At 74.7% G+C, this 20,958-nt stretch carries 19 protein-coding genes; 6 read left to right on the top strand and 13 right to left on the bottom strand.

Translation table 11 applies throughout. The annotated features are described in order from the left end of the window. Positions 1-209 precede the first annotated feature (209 nt). From BUE44_RS18550 to BUE44_RS18535, 4 genes are all read right to left on the bottom strand, one after another. Positions 210-518: a TFIIB-type zinc ribbon-containing protein gene (locus BUE44_RS18550; protein ID WP_073499804.1), complete on the bottom strand. Its 309-nt coding sequence runs from the start codon at positions 516-518 to the stop codon at positions 210-212. A gap of 126 nt (positions 519-644) precedes the next feature. Next, positions 645-1,676, bottom strand: coding sequence for a phosphotransferase family protein (locus BUE44_RS35865; protein WP_235002241.1), 1,032 nt, complete (start codon positions 1,674-1,676; stop codon positions 645-647). A gap of 394 nt (positions 1,677-2,070) precedes the next feature. After that, positions 2,071-2,253, bottom strand: coding sequence for a hypothetical protein (locus BUE44_RS18540; protein WP_073499928.1), 183 nt, complete (start codon positions 2,251-2,253; stop codon positions 2,071-2,073). A 245-nt stretch (positions 2,254-2,498) separates the two neighbouring features. Continuing rightward, positions 2,499-2,753: a hypothetical protein gene (locus BUE44_RS18535; RefSeq protein WP_073499802.1), complete on the bottom strand. Its 255-nt coding sequence runs from the start codon at positions 2,751-2,753 to the stop codon at positions 2,499-2,501. A gap of 247 nt (positions 2,754-3,000) precedes the next feature. On the opposite strand from BUE44_RS18535, the gene BUE44_RS18530 reads away from it, so the two are divergent. The 3 genes from BUE44_RS18530 (at position 3,001) to BUE44_RS18520 (ending at position 6,747) form a co-directional block, all read left to right on the top strand. Continuing rightward, positions 3,001-4,227, top strand: coding sequence for a serine/threonine-protein kinase (locus BUE44_RS18530; RefSeq protein ID WP_073499800.1), 1,227 nt, complete (start codon positions 3,001-3,003; stop codon positions 4,225-4,227). A gap of 193 nt (positions 4,228-4,420) precedes the next feature. Beyond that, positions 4,421-5,608, top strand: a complete 1,188-nt coding sequence (locus BUE44_RS18525) for an acyl-CoA dehydrogenase family protein (protein ID WP_073499797.1) — start codon at positions 4,421-4,423, stop codon at positions 5,606-5,608. Then, a complete protein-coding gene (locus BUE44_RS18520) occupies positions 5,605-6,747 on the top strand; it encodes an acyl-CoA dehydrogenase family protein (RefSeq protein ID WP_073499795.1) in 1,143 nt (380 codons plus the stop codon). Before BUE44_RS18525 ends, BUE44_RS18520 begins: the two co-directional genes overlap by 4 nt. Positions 6,748-6,843: 96 nt before the next feature. On the opposite strand, the gene BUE44_RS18515 is transcribed toward BUE44_RS18520, so the two are convergent. From BUE44_RS18515 to BUE44_RS18495, 5 genes are all read right to left on the bottom strand, one after another. After that, the gene (locus BUE44_RS18515) at positions 6,844-7,665 is read right to left on the bottom strand and encodes a TrmH family RNA methyltransferase (RefSeq protein WP_073499793.1); all 822 of its coding nucleotides are present in this window, start codon (positions 7,663-7,665) and stop codon (positions 6,844-6,846) included. Then, on the bottom strand, positions 7,658-8,893 hold the full coding sequence (gene cobA, locus BUE44_RS18510) for a uroporphyrinogen-III C-methyltransferase (protein ID WP_073499791.1): 1,236 nt from the start codon (positions 8,891-8,893) through the stop codon (positions 7,658-7,660). The genes BUE44_RS18515 and cobA overlap by 8 nt, the downstream gene beginning before the upstream one ends. 351 nt (positions 8,894-9,244) lie before the next feature. Beyond that, on the bottom strand, positions 9,245-12,763 hold the full coding sequence (gene cobT, locus BUE44_RS18505; RefSeq protein WP_073499789.1) for a nicotinate-nucleotide--dimethylbenzimidazole phosphoribosyltransferase: 3,519 nt from the start codon (positions 12,761-12,763) through the stop codon (positions 9,245-9,247). 292 nt (positions 12,764-13,055) lie between these two features. Further along, complete coding sequence (gene cbiE, locus BUE44_RS18500) at positions 13,056-14,309, bottom strand: precorrin-6y C5,15-methyltransferase (decarboxylating) subunit CbiE (RefSeq protein ID WP_073499787.1); 1,254 nt, start codon at positions 14,307-14,309, stop codon at positions 13,056-13,058. 163 nt (positions 14,310-14,472) lie between these two features. Further along, positions 14,473-15,186 carry a GNAT family N-acetyltransferase gene (locus BUE44_RS18495; RefSeq protein ID WP_079189853.1) on the bottom strand — a complete coding sequence of 238 codons (714 nt, stop codon included), beginning with the start codon at positions 15,184-15,186 and terminating at the stop codon, positions 14,473-14,475. A 188-nt stretch (positions 15,187-15,374) separates the two neighbouring features. Here BUE44_RS18495 and BUE44_RS18490 point away from each other — a divergent pair, with 188 nt between their 5' ends. Next, positions 15,375-16,175, top strand: a complete 801-nt coding sequence (locus tag BUE44_RS18490; protein ID WP_073499927.1) for a class I SAM-dependent methyltransferase — start codon at positions 15,375-15,377, stop codon at positions 16,173-16,175. 54 nt (positions 16,176-16,229) lie between these two features. On the opposite strand, the gene BUE44_RS18485 is transcribed toward BUE44_RS18490, so the two are convergent. From BUE44_RS18485 to BUE44_RS18475, 3 genes are all read right to left on the bottom strand, one after another. Next, a complete protein-coding gene (locus BUE44_RS18485; protein WP_073499785.1) occupies positions 16,230-17,099 on the bottom strand; it encodes a MetQ/NlpA family ABC transporter substrate-binding protein in 870 nt (289 codons plus the stop codon). Positions 17,100-17,163: 64 nt separating this feature from the next. Further along, on the bottom strand, positions 17,164-17,892 hold the full coding sequence (locus tag BUE44_RS18480; protein ID WP_073499783.1) for a methionine ABC transporter permease: 729 nt from the start codon (positions 17,890-17,892) through the stop codon (positions 17,164-17,166). Beyond that, positions 17,889-18,920 (bottom strand): methionine ABC transporter ATP-binding protein, encoded by a 1,032-nt coding sequence (locus BUE44_RS18475; RefSeq protein ID WP_073499780.1) that lies wholly within the window; start codon positions 18,918-18,920, stop codon positions 17,889-17,891. The genes BUE44_RS18480 and BUE44_RS18475 overlap by 4 nt, the downstream gene beginning before the upstream one ends. 419 nt (positions 18,921-19,339) lie before the next feature. Between BUE44_RS18475 and BUE44_RS18470 the strand changes: the two genes are divergently transcribed. Together BUE44_RS18470 and BUE44_RS18465 are read left to right on the top strand one after the other, a co-directional pair. Then, entirely contained in the window at positions 19,340-19,708 is a 369-nt protein-coding gene (locus tag BUE44_RS18470; RefSeq protein ID WP_073499778.1) for a hypothetical protein, read from the top strand. A 34-nt stretch (positions 19,709-19,742) separates the two neighbouring features. Beyond that, positions 19,743-20,222: a hypothetical protein gene (locus BUE44_RS18465; protein ID WP_073499926.1), complete on the top strand. Its 480-nt coding sequence runs from the start codon at positions 19,743-19,745 to the stop codon at positions 20,220-20,222. Between the two features lie 62 nt (positions 20,223-20,284). Here the strand turns inward: BUE44_RS18465 and BUE44_RS18460 are convergent, their stop codons facing one another. Continuing rightward, the gene (locus tag BUE44_RS18460; protein WP_073499776.1) at positions 20,285-20,791 is read right to left on the bottom strand and encodes a GNAT family N-acetyltransferase; all 507 of its coding nucleotides are present in this window, start codon (positions 20,789-20,791) and stop codon (positions 20,285-20,287) included. Between the last annotated feature and the right edge of the window lie 167 nt (positions 20,792-20,958).

Below are 20,958 nucleotides of genomic sequence, written 5' to 3'. Positions count from 1 at the left end.
CGATTAGCTCAGCGGGAGAGCGCTTCCCTGACACGGAAGAGGTCACTGGTTCAATCCCAGTATCGTCCACCAGCACGTGACGGCCGGGGGCCGGAAGCTTCGCGCTTCCGGCCCCCGGCCGGTTTTCGTAGCCCGGCCGTTTCATGGTCCGGCCGCCCCCGGAGTCTCAACGTCGCCGGAATTCGGCGTCCCCCGGTTCCGGCCCCGGGTCAGGACGAGAAGAGCATGTGGGCGAAGCCGTGCCCGTGGTGCTTGTTGTGCCCGTGGCCGTGCCCGTGCCCGTACTGCGGGGCGCCCCAGGCCGGGGCGGGGGGCTGCGGGTAGCCGGGCTGGTGCTGCACGTGCGGCGCGGGGTAGGCCGGCGGCGGGGCCGGCTGGTTCCAGTTGCCTTCGAGCTGGGTCAGCGCCTCAAGCTCGCCGTAGTCCAGAAAGATGCCGCGGCAGTTGCCGCACTGCTCGATCTGGACACCACTGCGGTTGTACGTCTGCATGTGGCCGTGACACTTGGGGCAGACCATCTGTCGCCTCATCTCCTCGCGTTGGCAGTGGAGTTCACTTTAGGCCCTGCCAGGAGCGCTCCCGCCGGCCGGCGAGGTCCCGGCACCCGCTGCCCCCGTGCTTCCCGGGCCGGACGCCGCCGTCTCTCAGGAGGGGCCCAGTTGCGCGATGCGGGCGCAGGTGGCGACGAGTTCGGACTCCGCCTCGTCGAGTTCCCGGCCGTCCCTGGCCGCCTTCGCCACGCCGATCGCCGCGGTCTGTACGGCCAGCGCGCGGGCCGGGACGTCGAGTTGCCCCCACGGGTCGCCGCTCTCCGGTACGGCCGGCCCGCCGGCGGCGCGGTAGGCCGCCAGGAAGACGGCCCAGGCGTCCGGGGCGAGCAGGCCGGCCGCGAACCACATGGCGGGCCTGGCCAGGTCCCAGGCAGCCGGGCCGGTGCCCAGGTCGTCCACGTCGATGAGCAGCCAGTCGCCGTCCGGCGCGGGGTGGCGGACCAGCTGGCCCAGGTGCAGGTCGCCGTGGCAGAGCGCGGCGGGCCCCGGGTGCGGCGCCTCGTCCCTGGCCCACGCGGGCAGCCGCCGCCACGCCCGGCGCACGGTACGGCCCGCCGCCGAGTCGGCGACGCCGCGCAGCCGGGCGACGGCGAGCGCGGCCTTGGCCGGGCCGCGCATCGGCGGCAGCGGGCCCAGCGCGGCCGCGGGCACGGTGTGCAGCCGGGCGAGCAGCACGGCCGCCTCGGCCCAGGGCGCGGCGCCCGGGTCGTGCCGGTCGACGGGCACGCCGTACGGCCACGCGGTGACCTGCCGCCCGCGCACCGCTCCGCCGTCCGGGGCGGGCGGAACGAGCGGGGCCGTGGCGAGTACGCGGGGGTCGCCGTCCTGGACGAGCAGGCCGGGCGGGCCCTGCCGGCCGGGTGCGCCGGGCGCACCCGTTCCGCCGGCCGGGGGGTCCTGGGCCGCGCCCGGGAGCGGGGGGCCCGGGGCCGGGGGGCCCGGGGCCGGGGGGCCCGGGAGCGGGGGGAGCAGGATGCCGCGCAGGAGCGGGTGCGCGGCGACCGCGATGCGGATCGCGAGGGCCGCGGCGTCCGTGCCGGGGGCGTGCGCCTTGGCGACGACCGCGCCGACCCGGACGACCGTGCCGTCGGGGCGGTCCGCCAGCACGGTGGTGGCCGCGGGCACGGTGGGCGGCGCGGGGGCGGCGGCCGCGTCGGCGGTGCCCTCGGGCCGGTCACCGCGCAGGGCGCGGCGGGCTGCCGCGGCCGCGGTGGCGGCCAGCGCGGTGACCAGGGCGTCGTCGGCCGGCGGCCGGACCGTGCGGCGGACGGTCTGCGGGTCGATACGGACCGCGCCGCTCGTGTGAGTGCCGGACTGCTCCCCCGTGGTCGTCATCGGGCCAGTCAAGCATCCCGGCGGCGATGCGGCCCTCCGGGCGGCCGGACGGGGTCCGGACAGCGCAATGCCCGGGCGTCGGATGACACCCGGGCAAACGCAGTCGTCCGTCATACCCCCGTCCCCACGGGGTTCTACCGGTGAGTCCCTGGCCCGGACCGCTCTTCCGGGCCTGGAGCGCCTCTCAGCGCCCCATCAGGCCGGCCACGGACGACGCTTGTGTGACCACCGCGTCCACACCTCCGAAGAAGTAGGCGAGCAGTGCGGCCAGCGGCAGCACCATGGCCGCCGCCACCAGCGGATGCCTGGTCCCGCTCCGCCGCCCGCCGCGCATGGCCCGTGCGGTGCGGGTCACCGTGTCGGCCATGCTCGCCATGCCTCTCCCTGAGGTCGTGGGGTCTGCTGTGTGGTCGGTCGCAATGTGCAGTTCTGGCAGCGGCGGGCGCTTGACCTCGGGGGACGAGTGCTCCGCCCGCCGCTTGACTTCAACACTAGGTGCGCCGCCGCCCCCGGTCGTCAGGCCCTGGTACCCCTTTGCAGGCCTCCCGGAGGATGACTGCGGCGGCCCCGGATACTCCCGTGGGTGGACGCCGCCGCCCGGGGACCCCAGGGTCATCCCTGAGACGCCGGGAGCCGCCCGGCCTGCTCGTCGTCCCGCGGGACGGGCTGTTCGACCAGGGCGAGCACCCGGGTGGCCATGAACCGGGCCGTCCGCACGACGGTGCCGCTGCGGGTGACTTCACTCACTTCCACCACCCCGCGGCGGACGGCCGTCTCCACCCGGCGGCCGGCCCGGGTGGCGATCACCTCATAGGTGCGGGTGGTGTCCCCCGCGTCGACGACTATTTCCACTCGATCACCTTTCACGGCGTCATTCCCCTTTGGCAGACGGACCGTTGGCAGATCGGGGCGCGGTAGTGACGGCCCGTCGGACGGACCCCTCGCCACCACTCCAGGATCCCACCGGGCACTGACAATTCACGGCCCACCGCCTGCGGGCCTTCACCGCGCGACGGGACGGGAGTCCGTAAGCTGTGGGCGGCCGACCCGGCCGTCGGTGCAGGCACCGGAAGCAGCAGTGGGGTACTCGCCCACCGGAGGTAGGGGAACGGACATGGCGATGATGCGGCTCCGGCGCGAGGATCCGCGGGTCGTCGGCGCGTTCCGGCTGCACCGGCGGCTGGGCGCGGGCGGCATGGGCGTGGTGTACCTGGGCGCGGACAAGCGCGGCCAGCGGGTGGCGCTCAAGGTGATCAGACCCGAGCTGGCCGAGGACCAGGAGTTCAGGTCGCGGTTCGCCCGGGAGGTCTCCGCGGCCCGCCGGATCCGCGGCGGCTGCACCGCCCGGCTCGTCGCGGCCGACCTGGAGGCCGACCGCCCCTGGTTCGCCACGCAGTACGTACCCGGCCCCTCGCTGCACGACAAGGTCGCCGAGGGCGGCATCCTCGCCGCCGCGGAGGTCGCCTCCATCGGGGCGGCGCTCGCCGAGGGCCTGGTCGCGGTGCACGAGGCCGGGGTCGTCCACCGCGACCTCAAGCCGTCGAACATCCTGCTGTCGCCGAAGGGCCCGCGGATCATCGACTTCGGCATCGCCTGGGCCACCGGGGCCAGCACGCTCACGCACGTGGGCACGGCTGTCGGTTCGCCCGGCTTCCTCGCGCCCGAGCAGGTACGGGGCGCCGCCGTCACGCCCGCCACGGACGTCTTCGCCTTCGGCGCCACGCTGGCGTACGCGGCTACCGCGGACTCGCCCTTCGGACAGGGCAGCTCCGAGGTCATGCTCTACCGGGTGGTGCACGAGGAGCCCGACCTGGCCGGGGTGCCGGACGCGCTGGCACCCCTGGTCCACGCGTGCCTCGCCAAGGATCCGGAGGAGCGGCCGAGCACCGTGCAGCTGTCCGAGCGGCTCGCCGAGATCGCCGCGCGCGAGGCGCGCGGGATCGGCATGCCGCGGCGAGAGGCGCCGCTGCCCAAGGCGGCCGGGCCGCGGCCGGTGCGGCCCGTCGGGCGACGGGCCGAGGAGTATGCCCAGCAGCGGACCCGTCGGAGCCCGGGTCCCGACGGGTCAGGCGGCACGGGCGGGCGGGTCGGCCCCCGCACCCCCGCCGTACCGTCCCCGGCGCGGACACCGGTCCGCACGGGTGCCTCCGGGCGGCGGCCCTCCTCGGCTGCCCCGGGGAGGCGGTTGCTGCGGCAGCGGCTGGTCGTCTTCGTGATCGTCACGCTGCTGGCGGCGATCTGTATCGCCGCGGTCCAGGGCTGCCACCGCTTCTCCCATGGCGCCGACGCCCCGGCCGCCCCCTCGGTGGCCCCCCTCCTCCCGGGTCCCGCGGGCTCCTGAGGTCCTGCCCCCTGCGGCCGCCGTCGTGGCTGGTCGCACGGTTTGCCGTGCCCGCGATCGCCCTTACGAGGGACGTCGTCCCTGTCCCTTTCGCCGACGGGCGCGGGACAGCCCTGCGGGGGTAGCGCGACCGCACCTTGGGTCGGTAGGTTAACAAGCGCTTGCTTAGGTCTCGTCGGAGAGGTGTGCGGCTATGGGAAGCGTGAGCGCGGCGGATGTGCGGGGGCGGGTGAGGGCGCTCCTCGCGGCGTGGGATCAGAAGGCGGACCCGGCGGAATTCCTGCGGGCCCGGTTCGACGCGGGGCTCGCGTGGGTGCACTTCCCCGTGGGGCTCGGCGGGCTGGACGCACCGCGGGCGCTGCAGGCGGTGGTGAACGCGGAACTGGACGCGGCCGGGGCGCCGGACAACGACCCGCGGCGTATCGGCATCGGCCTCGGGATGGCCGCGCCGACCATCCTGGCCTACGGCACCGACGAGCAGAAGGCGCGCTTCCTGCGGCCGCTGTGGACCGGGGAGGAGGTCTGGTGCCAGCTGTTCAGCGAGCCGGGCGCCGGCTCGGACCTGGCGGGACTGGGCACCCGGGCGGTGCGCGACGGGGACGACTGGGTCGTGGACGGCCAGAAGGTGTGGACGTCGAGCGCCCACACCGCGCGCTGGGCGATCCTGATCGCCCGTACCGACCTGGACGTGCCCAAGCACCGGGGCATCACCTACTTCGTGTGCGACATGACCGACCCCGGCGTGGAGGTCAGGCCGCTGCGGCAGATCACCGGCGAGGCCGAGTTCAACGAGGTCTTCCTGACCGGGGTGCGGATCCCGGACGCGCACCGGCTCGGCGCGGTCGGTGACGGCTGGCGGGTGGCGCAGGCCACGCTGATGAACGAGCGGGTCGCGATCGGCGGCGGCGCGTCCGTGCCGCGCGAGAGCGGCATGATCGGCCCGGTGGCCGCGACCTGGCGGGAGCGGCCCGAGCTGCGCACCCCCGAACTGCACGACCGGCTGCTGCGGCTGTGGGTGGACTCCGAGGTGGCCCGGCTGACCGCCGAGCGGGTGCGGCAGCAGATGGCGGCGGGCACCCCCGGGCCGGAGGGCTCGGGGCTGAAGCTCTCGCTGGCCCGGCTGAACCAGCAGCTCAGCGGCCTGGAGGTGGAGCTGCTCGGCGAGCAGGGGCTGCGGTACGGCGACTGGGCGATGGTCCGCCCGCGGAGCGTGGACTTCTACGGGCGCGACGCGGGCTACCGCTATCTGCGGGCGAAGGGCAACTCGATCGAGGGCGGTACGTCCGAGATCCTGCGCAACATCGTGGCCGAGCGGGTGCTCGGGCTGCCCGCAGAACCGCGCAACGACAAGGACGCCGCCTGGAAGGACCTGCCCCGATGACCTCCCCCGCCATTCCCGACCTGCTCTACTCCGACGTCGAGGACGACCTGCGGGCCGCGGTCCGCGCGGTGCTCGCCGACCGCTGCGGCCACGCGGCCGTGCTGGGCCGGATCGAGACCGCGGAGCCGTACGACCCCGCGCTGTGGCGGGTGCTGGCCGCGGAGTTGGGCCTCGCCGGGCTGCTGGTGCCGGAAGAGCTGGGCGGCCAGGGCGCCTCGGCCCGGGAGGCGGCCGTGGTGTGCGAGGAGCTGGGCGGCGCGGTCGCGCCGGTCCCGTTCCTGGGCAGCGCGGTGCTCGCGACCACCGCGCTGCTGGGCTGCGACACCGCGGACCCGGCGACAGCCGCGCTGCTCGGCCGCCTCGCGGCGGGCGAGGCGACGGCCGCGCTCGCGGTGCCGCTGTCGGCCGCACCCGGTGACGGCTTCCCCGCGACCGTGCACGCGGACGGCGGCGGGCGGCTGACGGGCACGGTGACCAGCGTCGCCGACGCGCTCGCCGCCGAGGTGCTGGTCGTGCCCGCGCTCGGCCCCGAGGGTCCCGGGCTGTACGAAGTGGCCGCGGACCAGGTGGCGTCGGAGCGGCCGGTGTCGCTGGACCTGACGCGGCCGCTCGCCGACCTGCGCTTCGACGGTGCGGCGGGACGGCTGCTCGCCGGCGGGGACGCGGCGGTTGCGGCGCTGGAGCGGGCGCTGCTGACCGGCGCCGGGCTGCTGGCGTCCGAGCAACTGGGCCTGGCCCAGTGGTGCCTGGACGAGACGGTCCGCTATCTGGGGCAGCGGCGGCAGTTCGGCCGGGTCGTCGGGTCCTTCCAGGCGCTCAAGCACCGGCTGGCCGACCTGTGGCTCGACGTGGTCTCGGCGCGGGCCGCGGCGCGCAACGCGGCGGGCGTACTGGCGGATCGGCTCTCCGACCCGGCGGAGGCCTCCCTCGCGGTGGCCGTCGCGCAGGCATACGTCTCCCCCGTCGCGGTGCACGCGGCCGAGGAGGCGGTGCAGTTGCACGGGGGCATCGGCATGACGTGGGAGCACCCGGTGCACCTGTATCTCAAGCGCGCGAAGGCCGACGAGATCGCGCTGGGCACTCCGGGACGGCACCGGCGCGCGCTGGCGGTCCCGGTGGGACTGCCACCGGCCGCGTGAGCGACGCGCCCGCGGGTCGTCGCCCGCGGACCCCGGCCGTGTCCCGCGCCGCATCCGGCTGGTGAGCCGCGGTGCGGGGCGCTTTCGGGGGTGGGGCTAGGGCGCCGGCGGTCGGCCGGCCACCGCGTAGAAGGCGACCGCTGCCGCCGCGCCCACGTTCAGCGAGTCGATGTCGTGCGACATCGGGATGCGGACCAGGGTGTCGGCGGCGGCGAGCGCCTTCGGGCTCAGGCCCGGCCCTTCCGCACCCAGCAGCAGCGCCAGCCGCGGGAGTTCGTGCGTGGCGAGGTCGGGCAGCGCGGCCGCCTCCGCTGCCGGGGTGAGCGCGAGCAGCCGGAAGCCGGCCTCCTTCACCGTCCCGTAGAGGTCGCGCGGCCAGGCGTCGAGCCGGGCGTAGGGCACGGAGAAGACCGCGCCCATCGAGACCTTCACCGAGCGGCGGTAGAGCGGGTCGGCGCAGTCCGGCGACAGCAGCACGGCGTCCATGCCGAGCGCGGCGGCGCTGCGGAAGATCGCCCCGATGTTGGTGTGGTCGTTGACCGCCTCCATGATCACCACCCGGCGGGCGCCGGCCAGCACGCCGGCCGCGTCCGGCAGCGCCTTGCGCTGCATCGCGGCGAGCGCGCCCCGGTGCACGTGGTAACCGGTGACGCGCTCCGCCAGCTCGTCGCTGACGACGTAGACCGGTGCGGGCACCTCGTCGATCACGTCCCGCAGCGCGTCCACCCACTTGTCGGTGAGCAGCATCGAGCGCATCGCGTAACCGGCCCGCAGCGCGCGCCTGACGACCTTCTGGCCCTCGGCGATGAAGAGGCCTTCGGCCGGTTCGCGGCGGCGGCGCAATTCCACGTCGGTCAGCGCGGTGTAGTCGTACAGCCGCGGGTCGTCCGGGTCGCCGACCGCGACCGGCTCAGCCACGGCCGGCGCCCGACCGCCCGACGGTGACCACGTCGCCGATGACGATGACGGCCGGGGGGCGTACGCCCTCCTCGGCGACCGTGTGCGCCACCGACGACAGCGTGGCGTCCACCCTGCGCTGGGCGGCCGTGGTGCCCTCCTGGACCACCGCGACCGGGGTGCCGGCCGGGCGGCCGCCCGCGATCAGCGTGTCCGCGATGGCGCCGATCCGCTCCACGGCCATCAGCAGCACGAGGGTGCCGCGCATCCTGGCCAGCGCGGACCAGTCGACCAGCGAACGGGCGTCGTCGGGCGCGACATGCCCGCTGACCACGGTGAACTCATGGGCGACGCCCCGGTGCGTGACGGGGATGCCCGCGGCGCCCGGCACGCTGATGGCACTGGAGATGCCCGGCACCACGGTCACCGCGATGCCCGCGGCCGCCAGCGCCTCCGCCTCCTCCATACCGCGCCCGAAGACGTACGGGTCGCCGCCCTTGAGCCGGACGACGGCCTTGCCGGCCTTGGCGTGCTCGATCAGCGCGGCATTGATGGCCTCCTGCGCCATCGCCCGGCCGTACGGGATCTTCGCCGCGTCGATCACCTCGACGTGCGGCGGGAGTTCGCCCAGCAGGTCGCGCGGGCCGAGCCGGTCGGCGATCACCACGTCCGCCTCGGCCAGCAGGCGGCGCCCCCGCACGGTGATCAGGTCGGGGTCGCCGGGGCCGCCGCCCACGAGCGCGACGCCGGCCGTACGCGCCCGGTGCTGCGGCGCCACCAGGCTGCCGTCCCGCAGCCCCTCGACGACCGCGTCCCGCACCGCGGCGGAGCGGCGCGGGTCGCGCCCGGTCAGTACGGCCACGGTCACGCCCTCGGTACGCCCGGTGGCCGGCGTCCACGCGGTCGCCGCGTCGGCGTCGTCGCTGCGGACGCACCACACGCGGCGCTCCTCCGCCTCCGCGGAGGCGGCGGCGTTGGCCGCCGGGTCGGTGGACGCGACCAGGGCGTACCACGCCTCGGCCAGGTCGCCCGGGCGGTACGCCCGGCGCTCCCACCGCAGTTCGCCGGCGTCCGCCATCGCCTCGACCGACGCGGTCGCCCGCGGCGCCACCACGACGATGTCCGCGCCGGCCGCGACCAGCGCGGGGAGCCGGCGCTGGGCGACCTGGCCGCCGCCGATCACCACGACGCGGCGACCGCGCAGCCGCAACCCGACCGGGTACGCCGGGGCGTCGTCCATCCGATCCATGCGGCTCGGCTCCCTTCCGACATTCACGATTGCCTCGCGCCGATCTTATGTTCCGCGTTCCCCGCGAATTCCGCGCCTCGGGAGTGAGGATGCCCCTTGCGGTGCGGTGCGTGCGTACGCAGTTCTCCCCCAGAGCTTCGCCTGGGGGTACCCCCACGCGCCCCTTTGGGCCTGCGTCCTCCTACGCCCGGCGTTGGCTTCTGCCGGGAGGCTGGACCTTTGCGCAGGAGGGCACGCGTTTTTCAGGGGCGCGGGGACTGCGCGACCAGCCACCACGGGGCCTCGGGTGGGGACCCGTAGGGCTGGCGGGCGCCGCCGGGTTGTGGGCGGCGGCGCCCCGCAGGGGGTTGGCTAGGACTTTTCGGTGACGCCCGCCGCGTCGAAGGTGGCGACCTCGTGCATGACGCGGGCGGCGCTCTGGACCAGGGGGAGGGCGAGAAGCGCGCCCGTGCCTTCGCCGAGGCGGAGGTCGAGGTCGACCAGGGGGCGCAGGCCGAGGGTGGTGAGGGCCGCGACGTGGCCCGGTTCGGCACTGCGGTGCCCGGCGATGCAGGCGGCCAGCACCTCAGGGGCGATGGCCCGGGCGACGAGCGCGGCGGCACCGGCGCTGACGCCGTCGAGGATCACCGGCGTGCGGAGCGCGGCCGCGCCGAGCAGCAGGCCGACCATCGCGGCGTGTTCGAGGCCGCCGATCGCGGTGAGGACCGCGATCGGGTCGGCCGGGTCGGGCCGGTGCAGGTCCAGCGCGCGCCGGACCACGTCCACCTTGCGCGCGTGCATCTCGTCGTTGATGCCGGTGCCGCGGCCGGTGACCTCGGCGGGGTCGACCCCGGTGTAGACGGCGATCAGCGCGGCCGACGTCGTGGTGTTGGCGATGCCCATCTCACCGGTGAGCAGCGCCTTGTTGCCGGCGGCGACCAGGTCGCGGGCGGTCTCGATGCCGACCTCGATGGCGCGCAGCGCCTCCTCGCGGGTCATCGCGGGGCCCACGGTGAAGTCCGCGGTGCCGTGCCGCACCTTGCGCGGCAGCAGCCCCGGCGTGCCGGGCAGTTCGGAGGCGACGCCGACGTCGATGACGCAGACCTCCGCCCCGACCTGGTTGGCGAAGGCGTTGCACACCGCGCCGCCGCCGAGGAAGTTGGCGACCATCTGCGCGGTGACCTCCTGCGGCCACGCGGTGACGCCCTGGGCATGGACCCCGTGGTCGCCGGCGAAGATTGCCACAGCCGCGGGCTCGGGGATGGGCGGCGGGCACTGCCGTGACAGCCCGCTGAGCTGCGCGGAGATGATCTCCAGCATGCCCAGCGCCCCGGCCGGCTTGGTCATCCGCTTCTGCCGCTCCCACGCCTCGCCGAGCGCCTTGGCGTCCAGCGGGCGGATGCCGCGCAGCGTCTCCTCCAGCAGGTCGTGGGGCTCCTCGCCGGGCAGCGCGCGGTTGCCGTACTCCTCGTCGTGCACGACCCAGGACAGCGGGCGGCGCTGCGACCAGCCGGCCTGCATCAGCTCGGGCTCTTCGGGGAATTCGTCGACGTACCCGACGCACAGGTAGGCGACGACCTCCAGATGCTCGGGCAGGCCCAGCTCCGCGACCATCTGGCGCTCGTCGAAGAAGCTGACCCAGCCCACGCCGAGTCCTTCCGCGCGGGCGGCGAGCCACAGGTTCTCGACGGCCAGCGCCGACGAATACGGCGCCATCTGCGGCTGGGTGTGCCGGCCCAGGGTGTGCCGGCCGCCGCGGGTGGGGTCGGCGGTCACCACGATGTTCACGGGGGTGTCGAGGATCGCCTCGATCTTCAGCTCGCGGAACTGCCGGGCACGGCCCTTGGGCAGCGACTTCGCATACGCCTCGCGCTGGGCCATGGCCAGCTCGTGCATCTTCTCGCGGGTCTTCTCGGAGCGGATGACGACGAAGTCCCACGGCTGCGAGTGCCCGACGCTGGGCGCGGTGTGCGCCGCCTCCAGGACGCGCAGCAGCACGTCGTGCGGGATCGGGTCGGAGCGGAAGCCGTTGCGGATGTCGCGGCGCTCCCGGATGACCCGGTGGACCGCGTCCCGCACGGCGGGTTCGTACGCCTCCGCGGGCTCGGACGCCTCGGCCTCCGCGGCCCTGGCCTCGGCCCGCCGGGCGGCCCTGCGCCCCTTCGGGGCGGCGTCAGTTCCGGCCGCAGCCGCCTCCGGCTCCGCGTCTCCGGTCACCGGGGCGGCGCCGTCCTCGACCTGCGGCGGTGCCGCTGCGGCGTGCGCGCGCTTGACCGTACGGCCCTTGGGCACGGCGAGGGCGTTGTCGGCCGCGACCGGTTCGGCGGCGAGGGCGTCGGCCGTGGGCTGCACCGGGGCTTCCGCCGTGGCGGGGGCTTCGGGCGCGGCCGGTGAAACGGCTTCCTGGGCGGGGGTGTTGCTCGCGGCCGCCACGAGGGAGGCGAGGTCGGCGGTGCCGGTCGTGGACACGAAGGTGTCGCCACCGGTCGCGGGCGGGCCGCTGAAGGCCGGGTCCGGCGGCGGGGTGGCCAGGTCGAGGCCGATCGGCGGCGCCGGGGCGGCCGCCTGCGGGGTGCCGGACACCGCGGCCACGGGTCCGGAGAGCGCCGGGGCCTCCTCGGCGGGCCGGCCGGACTCCCCCGCGTCCACGACGGGAGCGGGCGCGGCCTCGGGTTCGGGCACGACGGGTGCGGCCACGGAAACGGGCTCGGATTCGGGCACGACGGGTGCGGCCACAGCGACGGGCTCGGGTTCGGGCACGACGGGTGCGGCCACGGAAACGGGCTCGGCCGCGTAGTCGACCGGCGCGGGCTCGGGCGCGACCGGCTCGACGGCGTCCGACGGCGCCGTTACAGCCACGGGCCCGGCAGGCTGCTCACCGGCGGCCGACGGCACAGTGGCCCCTGCGAGTTCGCCGCCCGGAACGGGCGTCGGCGCACCGCCGACCGCGGGCTCGGTCCCGGCCAGGGCCGACGCACCGCCGATCGTGGGTGCCGGAGCAGCCACCGCCGGGGCACCGTCGGCCGCAGCCGACGTACCGCCACTCGTGGCAGCGCCCTCGGCCACCGCCGGGGCACCCCCGACCGCCACCGCACCGTCAACCGCACCCGGCGCACCGCCGGCCGCGGGCACCGGCTCGGCAACGGGCCCGGCAACCGGCTCGGCCTCGACCGGCGCCGCCGCCACGGGAGCCGCGGGCTCCGCAGGCGTGAAGGCCAGGATCGGCTCGGCGGCCTGCTGGGACGGGATGACGCTGTCGGCGTGCGGGATCAGGGACTGCTGGGACGGCGTCTGGGCGGCGGGCCAGGCGATGCCGGCGGGCGGGGTCGACGGGTCGGCGGGCTCGCCGGTCTGCTGGGCCGGGATGCCGTGGGCGTCGTCCTGGGGGACGTCGAGGTATTCGGGGCCCGAGGTGGGCGGGCCGCCCTGGAGCCGGGTCGGGGGCGGGACGGGGCCGCCGCCCAGGGCGGGGCCGCGGTCGGCCAGGGAGCGTACGGACACACCGCCGCTGGGGGTGTCGTGGACGGGCGGGCCGAGGTGCAGCGGGCGGCGCGGGGCGGCGGGCGCGGGCGACGGGGTGTCAACTCCCTGCGGGATGCCGTAGTCCACCACGGGGGACGGCTGCGGCGGCACCGGCTGCGGGTCGCTCCAGGTGCCCTGCGGGCCCGGCATGAGCAGGACGTCGTCATCGTCGTCCAGCCCGGCGCCGGGGGCGGCGGGCTGGTCGAGGTAGGTGTAGGCGGGAGCGCCGTGCTCGGCAGGCGGTTCCGTACCCCAGCCGGGGGCGGCGGTCTGCGGTGCGCCGAGTGCGTCGGTGTGCGGCTGCGGAGCCGCGTCACCGAGCGCGTTCTCCGGCAGCCCCTCGCCGGGGATCTGACCGGTGTCCGTCATGCGTGCCCCTCGCCCATCGGTTTCGCTCCTTCCAGCCGCTGCACCGCGCGCATCCCACCCCCACCGACTCCAACGAGCGTGTGTGGGATGCGGCACGTCGGCCGCCGGTACGCCGGTGGTGTCGACGTCCCGTCAACGTGCGACGACGGCACAACGATCCGTCAGCCTACCCCCCGGGGCACCGCCGCCCGTGCCGAAGTCCGCACCTCGGGACGTATCTCACAGTGCCGGTGCCGGCAGCGCTCCGACCGGCGCAAACGCCACCGGGAGCGGCCCGTCGATCATGAACAGGTCAGGTCCGGCTGCCGCACAGCACGAAGTCCGTGGAGCGGTCCCGCTCGTCCCATCCGGCGTCGAGGCCGACGGACTGCAGCAACATCCGTTCGACGGAGTAACCGCCTTCGGACAGTGCCCTGTCGATCGCCTCGGCGGCGTCCCTGGTGACCGCCGACGCGACGATGCGCTCCGGGCGGCGGGCGGCGCAGGCGGCGACCACGGCGGCGTCGGCGCAGCCGATCCTGACCACGTCGGGCTCCGGCAGGTCTTCGAGCGCCTGGGGCGCGGTGCCGTGCACGACCTGGAGTTGGACGCCGCTGCGGCGGGCCGTGGCGCTGATCCAGTCGCAGGCGTCGGCGTCCCGGTCGACGGCGATGACGGCCGCGCCGAAGCGGGCGGCCTCCACCGCGACCGCGCCGTCGGCGGCGCCGATGTCCCAGACCAGGTCGCCGGTTCGGGGGCCCAGCCTGGCGAGTTGGACGGCACGGACGCCCGCGTGGACGTGGCCGCCGTATTCCGCGGCGGGAAGTGCCCAGCCCCGTACGGGTCCGGGGAAGCCGGGGTCGCGGCCGGCGATCCAGCCGCCGGCGCCCGGTTTGGCCGCGGGCGGGCCGACGGACGGCAGCGTGGCGGCGCCCAGGGAGGCTATCCGCGGGAGGGCGGTGGTGTTGCCGCCGACGACGAGGACGACGTTGGGGTCGCGCCAGATGTGGTCGGCGACCTTGTCGGAGGTCAGGACGGTGATCTGCTCCCGCTCGGTGCCGAGCGCCTCGCAGATGACGAACGTGCGGTGCACCCCGGTGAGCAGCAGCGCGACTTCCGCGGGGCCGGCGCCGGGTGCGGTGAGCACCGCGACCTTGGGGTAGGAGCGGCAGACGTTCACCGCGCGGCGCAGGGTGCGGCTGGTGGCGACGACGACCCGGGCGTCGTCCCAGGGCATGCCGGCGCGGGCGAAGGCCCGGGCGACGGCGGAGACGCCGGGGATGACCTCGACCTCCAGGCCGTGTTCGGGGTCGCGCAGGGCGCGGACCACTCCGAAGAAGCCGGGGTCGCCGTCGGCGAGCACGACGGCGGTGCCGCGGTGTCCGGCGATCCGGCGGGCGGCGATGTCGATGCTGCCGAGCACGATGTGCTCGGCCTGCGCGGGGACGTGGGGCAGCGCCAGGTGCTGGCGGGTGCCGGCCACGAGGGTGGCGGCGTCGAGCGCGGCACGGGCGGCTTCGGACGGGGGTGAGCCGTCCCATCCGATCACGGTGACCCGGTCGGCCATCGTCGTCTGCCTCCATGCCGTGGGGTCGCTGGGGTGCCGGTGGGGCCCTCTGCGGGGTCGGAGGGCGGGCCCGGGTGAGAACCCTAACCCGGCAGCGTGTGCGACGGTGCGCCGAGTGCGGTACGTGTGGACGCACGCGGCTGCCGGCGGCGGCGGACGGGGGTCAGCGGCGGTGGGCGGCGGCGCTGTAGTCGGCGTGGCCGCGGTAGGCGGCGTAGGCGGAGTCGTATCCGGGGTCGTATCCGTCACCGCCGGTGCGGCCCGCGAATTCGCCGGTGCCGTCGGCGTCGTCGAGGTCCTCGGGGAGCAGGCTCCACACCAGCAGGTCGGTGCGGGTCTCGGCCCAGCGGCCGTGCGGGTCGTCATCGGGGCGGCTGCGGATGACGCCGGCATTGCGCAGGACGCCCTCGCTGATGCAGCCGATCTTCTGCGCGACCTGCTGCGAGGCGGTGTTGTCGGCCGCGGTGCGCAGTTCGACGCGCTCGAAGCCCTGGCTCGCGAACAGCCAGCGGACGACCGCGAGCACCGACTCGCCGGCGTATCCCTCGCCGCGGGCCCAGGACGCGGTCAGGTAGCCGATCTCGGTGCCGCGGATGCGCCAGTCGGTGTTCTGCAGTTGGACGGTGCCGACCAGCCGCTGGGTGAGCATCTCGGTGACGGCGAGCACCAGGCCGCGGCCGCTGCGCCTTTCCGCGGGCCCAGCCGTGCTGACGAACGCGCGGGCGGCCGCCTCGGTGTACGGCCACGGCACGCCCGTCCACGCCGTCACCAGGTCGTCGTTCATCATCTCCACGAGCTCGGGGATGTCGGCCTCGTCATACGGGCGCAGCACCAGCCGCTCCGTACTGAGTGAGATGTCCGGAAAGGTGGAGGTCATTCACTGCTCCGTAACCAGGGCATGGGTGGATTGCACAGCATGCAGCATCGGGCGCGGCCCCCGCCGGGCAGGGTCGCCGCGAGGCGCCCGGCGGCGGACGGAGCGGCGAACGCCCTTCCAGAGTAGGGCGGATGCCGGTCAGGGCGGGTATCCGTGGCCGCCATCCGATCCTGCTACCGTCTGCCCGCGTGACGGTGCACCACGCAGCAGGAGTCGGTTACCAGCGGGCCGCGGGGGTCTACGAGCGCTCCCGGCCCTCCTATCCGCTCGCCGCGCTCGCCGCGCTCGCCGACGCGCTGCCGCTGGAGGCGGGCCGTACGGTGGTCGATCTCGGCGCGGGGACCGGCAAGTTCACCCGGCTGCTGGCGCTGACCGGCGCCGAGGTGCTGGCGGTGGAACCGGTCAGGGAGATGCGCGAGACGCTGGCCGAGCTGCTGCCCGGCGTGTCGGTGAGCGCGGGCACGGCGGAGGCGACCGGGTTGCCCGACGGGTGCGCGGACGCGGTGGTGGCCGCGCAGTCCTGGCACTGGTTCGAGGAGCGGGCGGCGCTGGCCGAGGTCGAGCGGCTGCTGCGGCCGGCCGGGGCGCTGGCGCTGGTGTGGAACACGTACGACACGTCGGTGCCGTGGGTGCGGGACTTCCAGGACATCTACTTCCGGCTGGCGCCGCGGGACCTGCCCAGTCCGCCGCTGACGCCGGCGCTGGGCGACGCGGGTCCGGGCGGCGGCTGGCGCAAGGCCTTCCAGGCGCCGGAGGCGGGCTGGGGCGAGATGTCGGAGCGGCACTGGCCGAACCCGTACGTCACGACGGTGGCCGACGTGGTGGAGCGGATGATGTCGTCCAGCCATATCGCGGTGCTGGACGCCGGCGCCCAGGCGCGGGTGCGCGCGGAGGTGGAGGCGGTGCTCGGGGCGCATGACGCGACCCGGGCCGGCGGCGAGATCGAGATGCCGTACACCACGGACGTCTACTGGGTGCGGCGCGGCTGAGCGGCGCGCGACGGCGGGGTCCGCGGCCATTGGTGGCCGCGGACCCGTGGCGTGTCAGGCGGCGGGGGTGCCGGAGGCGGGGATCACCGCGCCCTTGAAGGTGTCCTTGATGTACTGCCCGACCTGGGGCGAGTCGAGCAGCTTGACCAGCTTCTGGACGCGCGGGTCGTTCTCCTGGCCCTGCTTGACGACCAGGATGTTGGCGTAGGGGTTGCCCTGCGCCTTCTCGATGACAAGAGCGTCCTTGGCGGGGTTGAGGCCGCCTTCGATGGCGTAGTTGCCGTTGATCACAGCGGCGTCGACGTCGTCCAGCGAGCGGGGCAGCTGGGCGGCCTCCAGCTCCTTGAAGTGCAGGTGCCGGGAGTTGGACGTGATGTCGGCGGGCGTCGCGGTCTGCTCGGTGTGGGCCTTGAGCGTGATGAGCCCGTTGGCGGCGAGCAGGTCGAGGGCGCGGGCCTCGTTGGTGGTGTCGTTCGGCACGGCCACGTCGGCGCCGTCCTTGAGGCCGGACAGTGCGGTGATCTTGTGCGAGTACAGGCCGAGCGGTTCGAGTTCGACGTCGGCGACGGCCACCAGGTGGGTGCCGTTCTTCTTGTTGAAGTCGTCCAGGTAGGGCTTGTGCTGGAAGAAGTTGGCGCCGACCTGGCCCTGCTCGGTTGCGGTGTTGGGCAGGACGTAGTCGGAGAACTCCTTGACCTGGAGGTCCAGTCCCACGCTCTTGGCCAGGTGGTCGCGGACGTAGTCCAGGATCTGGGCGTGCGGGGTGGGGCTGGCGGCGACGACCAGCGGGCCGGACGCGTCCTGCGCGGCCTTGCCGTCGTTCTTGCTCGACGTGCCGGAGTGGGAGGAGCCGCAGGCGGACAGGCCGAGCGCGAGGGCTCCGGCGACGACGGTGGCGGCGGTGATCCTGGCGGTGCTACGCACGAAAAGTGCCTCTTTCCTTTGTTACGTGTTCCGGTGGTGCGGTGGTGCGGTGGTGCGGGTTCGGTCAGGTGGAGGAGGTGGGTGCGGCGGGCGCGGCCGGGCGCAGCAGCCGCAGCCGGGGGGCCGGTCCCGGGCGGCCGCGGCGGGCGGCGGTCCTGGCGGCGAGGTCGCCGGCGAGCTGGACGAGCGTGACGAGGGCCGCGAGCACGGCGACGATCACCCACATGAAGCCGGTCTCGAAGCGCTGGTAGCCGTAGCGCAGCGCCAGGTCGCCGAGTCCGCCGCCGCCGACCACGCCGGCCATCGCCGAGTAGCCGATCAGCGCGATGACGGTGGTGGTGGCGCCGGCGACCAGCGACGGCAGCGACTCGGGCAGCAGCACCTTGCGCACCACCGTCCACGTACTGCCGCCCATCGACTGGACGGCCTCGACCAGGCCGCCGTCGACCTCGCGCAGCGAGGTCTCCACGAGCCGGGCGAAGAACGGGATCGCGCCGACCGACAGCGGGACGACGGCGGCCTGCCAGCCGATCGTCGTGCCGACGACGGCACGGGTGAAGGACAGCAGCGCGATCATGAGGATCACGAACGGCAGCGACCTGCCGAGGTTCACCACCGCCCCGAGGACCCGGTTCACGGCGAGGTTGCGCAGCAGGCCGCCGCGGTCGGTGAGGACCAGCAGCACGCCGAGCGGCAGCCCGAGCACGACGGTCACCGCGGTGGACCAGCCGACCATCCGCAGCGTGTCCGTACACGCCTGGGTCAGCAGCGGGTGCATCTCGGACCAGGTCACCTGGCCACCGCCGCGGGCTGCTCGGCGGTCGCGGCGATGTCGACCTGGAGGCCCTGCTCGCGCAGGAAGCCGATCGGCACGACGTTGTCCTCGAAGCGGCCCGGCAGTTCGATCCGCATCCGGCCGATCTGCCGGCCTTCGAAGGTCTCCATGGCGGCGCCCAGGATGGACACGTCCACGTTGTAGGTGCGGGCCAGCTGGGAGATCACCGGCCGGGTCGCGCTGTCGCCGTGGAAGGTGAGGTCGACGACGGTGCTGTCCGGGCCGGAGGGCAGGCCGCCGACCGGGAAGAGCTCGTCGGCCAGTTCGGAGCCGGGGGTGGCGAGCAGTTCCGCCACGGTGCCGGATTCCACCACACGTCCGCCTTTCATGAGGGCCGCCGAGTCGCAGACCGCCTTGACGACGTCCATCTCGTGCGTGATGAGCAGTACGGTCAGGCCGAGCTGCCGGTTGAGGTCGCGCAGCAGTTCCAGGACCGAGCGGGTGGTCTCCGGGTCGAGCGCCGAGGTGGCCTCGTCGGAGAGCAGCACCTTGGGCTTGCCGGCCAGGGCGCGGGCGATGCCGACGCGCTGCTTCTGGCCGCCGGACAGCTGCGCCGGGTAGGCGCCGGCCTTGTCGGACAGGCCGACCAGGTCGAGGAGGTCGCGGGCCCTGCGGGAGCGTTCGCGGCCGGAGACGCCGAGGATCTCCAGCGGGAGTTCGACGTTGTCCTGGACGGTGCGCGAGGACAGCAGGTTGAAGTGCTGGAAGACCATGCCGATGCCGGCCCGGGCGGCGCGCAGCGCGGCGGGCGCCCGGTCGGAGCGGCCGGCCAGCGCGGTCAGGTCGCGGCCGGCCACCTCGACGGTGCCGGACGTGGGGCGCTCCAGCAGGTTGACGCAGCGGATCAGGGTGCTCTTGCCGGCCCCGCTGCGGCCGACGACGCCGTAGACCTCGCCTTCGCGAACGGTGAGGTCGACCCCGTCCAGTGCGGTGACCTCGCGGTCGCGTGAGCGGTAGACCTTGCGCAGGTCGGTGGTGGTGATCACAGGGGAGTCCATCGTGGTCGGGCGGGCGGTGGGCATACCGCCACGCCAGGTGTGTGCTGCGGGAGCGGGGCGCGAGGAGGCCCACGCGGCGCTTCGGGTGACCGGCGGCGCGACGCGGCGCTGCACCGGAGTGGTGACGCGGGGCGCGGCGGTCGGGGGCGACGCGCCGCTCAGGGCCTCAGGTCAGGCACACATTCGACACATGGGACGAACACCGGGCGGGGTCGCCTCGGTCGCGGAAATGCGCTGGTTCGTCGTGTTCATGGACCCCAGTAAACCAGACATCCCGGCCGGTCCCGAAATCCGGTCGGATTGTTCATTATGCGGACACAGTGTCGACATGGTGACGTGACAGTGCGCGGGAGGCTCGGGCGGGGGTGGGAGGAAGGCGGCCGGACGGTCCGTAATAAAGTCGGCGCATGCTCGACGCGGTCACCCTCACGGTCACGGTCACAGCGCTGCTGCTCGCGGCGTGGTGCGGCCTTGCCGCGTACCGTGACGAGCCGACCAACGACTGGCACTTCATCGGCATGGCGGTGGTGACCCTCGCCGCGCTGGTCCAGCTGGTGGTGGCACTGGTGCGGCTCGGACACGGCGACCGCCCCGACCACGGGGTGGCCGTCTTCGTCGGCTACCAGATCGGCGCCGCCTGCACCATCCCGGCGGCGGCCTTCATGTCGCTGGCCGAGCGCAGCCGCTGGGGCTCGGCGATCGTGGCGGCCGGCGGTGTCATCCTGGCCGTGCTCGAACTGCGGCTGCACGAGATCTGGGGAGCCGGACATGGCTGAGGACAGCACCGCGGACGGCACGGAGGACACGGCGATGGCACAGCGGCAGACACCGGACGCGGCGGCGGGCACGACCGCCGAGCCCGGCGGCACCCGGCTCGGGCAGGGGCCCGGGCGGCTGCTGCTGTGGTTCTACGGTGTCTTCACGGTGGCCGCGCTGTCCCGCTCGATCGTGCAGATCAGCACCAAGTTCTCCGACGCGCCGCTGGCGTACCTGCTCTCGCTCGCGGCCGGCGTGGTCTACGCGGTGATCACCGTCGCGCTGTGGCGGGGCGGCGAGCAGGCCCGCAAGGTGGCGCTGGTGTCCTGTTCCGCGGAACTGCTCGGGGTGATCGCGGTCGGCGTCCTGACCCTGGCGGACTCCTCGGCCTTCCCCGACCAGACCGTCTGGTCCGACTTCGGCGTCGGCTACGTCTTCCTGCCGCTGATCCTGCCGGTCATGGGCCTGTTGTGGCTGCGCAGGGCCGGACGGCCGGAGAGCGGCACCCCCGAAGGTGCCGCGCCCCGGCCGTGACGGTCAGGCGGTGCCGCCCGGGCCGGTGGCGCCCGGGCGGGTGGAACTCAGGCGGCTGACGCTCACGCGGTGGCGGCGTAATGCGTCGGTTCCGCGGCCTTCTCCATGGTGACCAGGCTCAGCCTGCGGCTGACCGGCTCGGCGACACCGACCTGCTGGTAGCCGAGCTTGCGGTACATCCGCAGGTTGACCTCGCTGCGGTGGCCGGTGAACAACCGGTACCGCTTGGCCTCCGCCTCGGCCGCGAGCCGGACCTCGACGGCGCGCAGCAGCCGCCCGCCGAGGCCGTGCCGCTGCAGGCGCGGATGCACGATCAGCTTGCCGATCCTGGCGGTGCCGTCGTCGTCGACGGCACCGCGTACGGAACCCACGACCTCCTCGCCGAGGCGTGCCACCAGCACGTACCCCTCGGACAGTTCGGCGCGCAGGTTCTCCAGGGTCTGGGTCAGCGGTTCGATGCTGTAGTCGCCGTACAGCTCGGCTTCGCTCTGGTAGCAGAGGTACTGGAGTTTCAGGATCTTCTCGGCGTCGCTCGACTCCGCCGTAGAGATGGTCACGCTCATGCCCATGCGCGCAGGCCTCCCCTTCGAATCCGTCCGGGCAGCTTGAGGGTGAGGTGTGTGCCCGGGACGTGTGCCTGACCGGAGTTGGTGCGGGTATGCGCCGCCTCCGTGGCGCCGATGATCGCACAAACATTCCGGTGCGGTCCCGCCTGGGCGGAACCCGTGTCAGACCC

This window comes from Actinacidiphila paucisporea (assembly GCF_900142575.1).
Classification (GTDB): Bacteria; Actinomycetota; Actinomycetes; order Streptomycetales; family Streptomycetaceae; genus Actinacidiphila; species Actinacidiphila paucisporea.
Note: the sequence above shows the minus strand (reverse complement) of the source record. Positions and strands in the feature narration are given on the sequence as shown.

Bases quoted from the DNA above. Each gene is read 5' to 3' on its own strand.
- BUE44_RS18530 (WP_073499800.1), top strand. From the start codon at position 3,001: ATGGCGATGATGCGGCTCCGGCGCGAGGATCCGCGGGTCGTCGGCGCG.
- BUE44_RS18550 (WP_073499804.1), bottom strand. From the start codon at position 518: ATGGTCTGCCCCAAGTGTCACGGCCACATGCAGACGTACAACCGCAGT.
- BUE44_RS18470 (WP_073499778.1), top strand. From the start codon at position 19,340: ATGCTCGACGCGGTCACCCTCACGGTCACGGTCACAGCGCTGCTGCTC.
- cobT (WP_073499789.1), bottom strand. From the start codon at position 12,763: ATGACGGACACCGGTCAGATCCCCGGCGAGGGGCTGCCGGAGAACGCG.
- cobA (WP_073499791.1), bottom strand. From the start codon at position 8,893: ATGGATCGGATGGACGACGCCCCGGCGTACCCGGTCGGGTTGCGGCTG.
- BUE44_RS18520 (WP_073499795.1), top strand. From the start codon at position 5,605: ATGACCTCCCCCGCCATTCCCGACCTGCTCTACTCCGACGTCGAGGAC.
- cbiE (WP_073499787.1), bottom strand. From the start codon at position 14,309: ATGGCCGACCGGGTCACCGTGATCGGATGGGACGGCTCACCCCCGTCC.
- BUE44_RS18525 (WP_073499797.1), top strand. From the start codon at position 4,421: ATGGGAAGCGTGAGCGCGGCGGATGTGCGGGGGCGGGTGAGGGCGCTC.
- BUE44_RS18540 (WP_073499928.1), bottom strand. From the start codon at position 2,253: ATGGCCGACACGGTGACCCGCACCGCACGGGCCATGCGCGGCGGGCGG.
- BUE44_RS18465 (WP_073499926.1), top strand. From the start codon at position 19,743: ATGGCACAGCGGCAGACACCGGACGCGGCGGCGGGCACGACCGCCGAG.
- BUE44_RS18495 (WP_079189853.1), bottom strand. From the start codon at position 15,186: ATGACCTCCACCTTTCCGGACATCTCACTCAGTACGGAGCGGCTGGTG.
- BUE44_RS18460 (WP_073499776.1), bottom strand. From the start codon at position 20,791: ATGGGCATGAGCGTGACCATCTCTACGGCGGAGTCGAGCGACGCCGAG.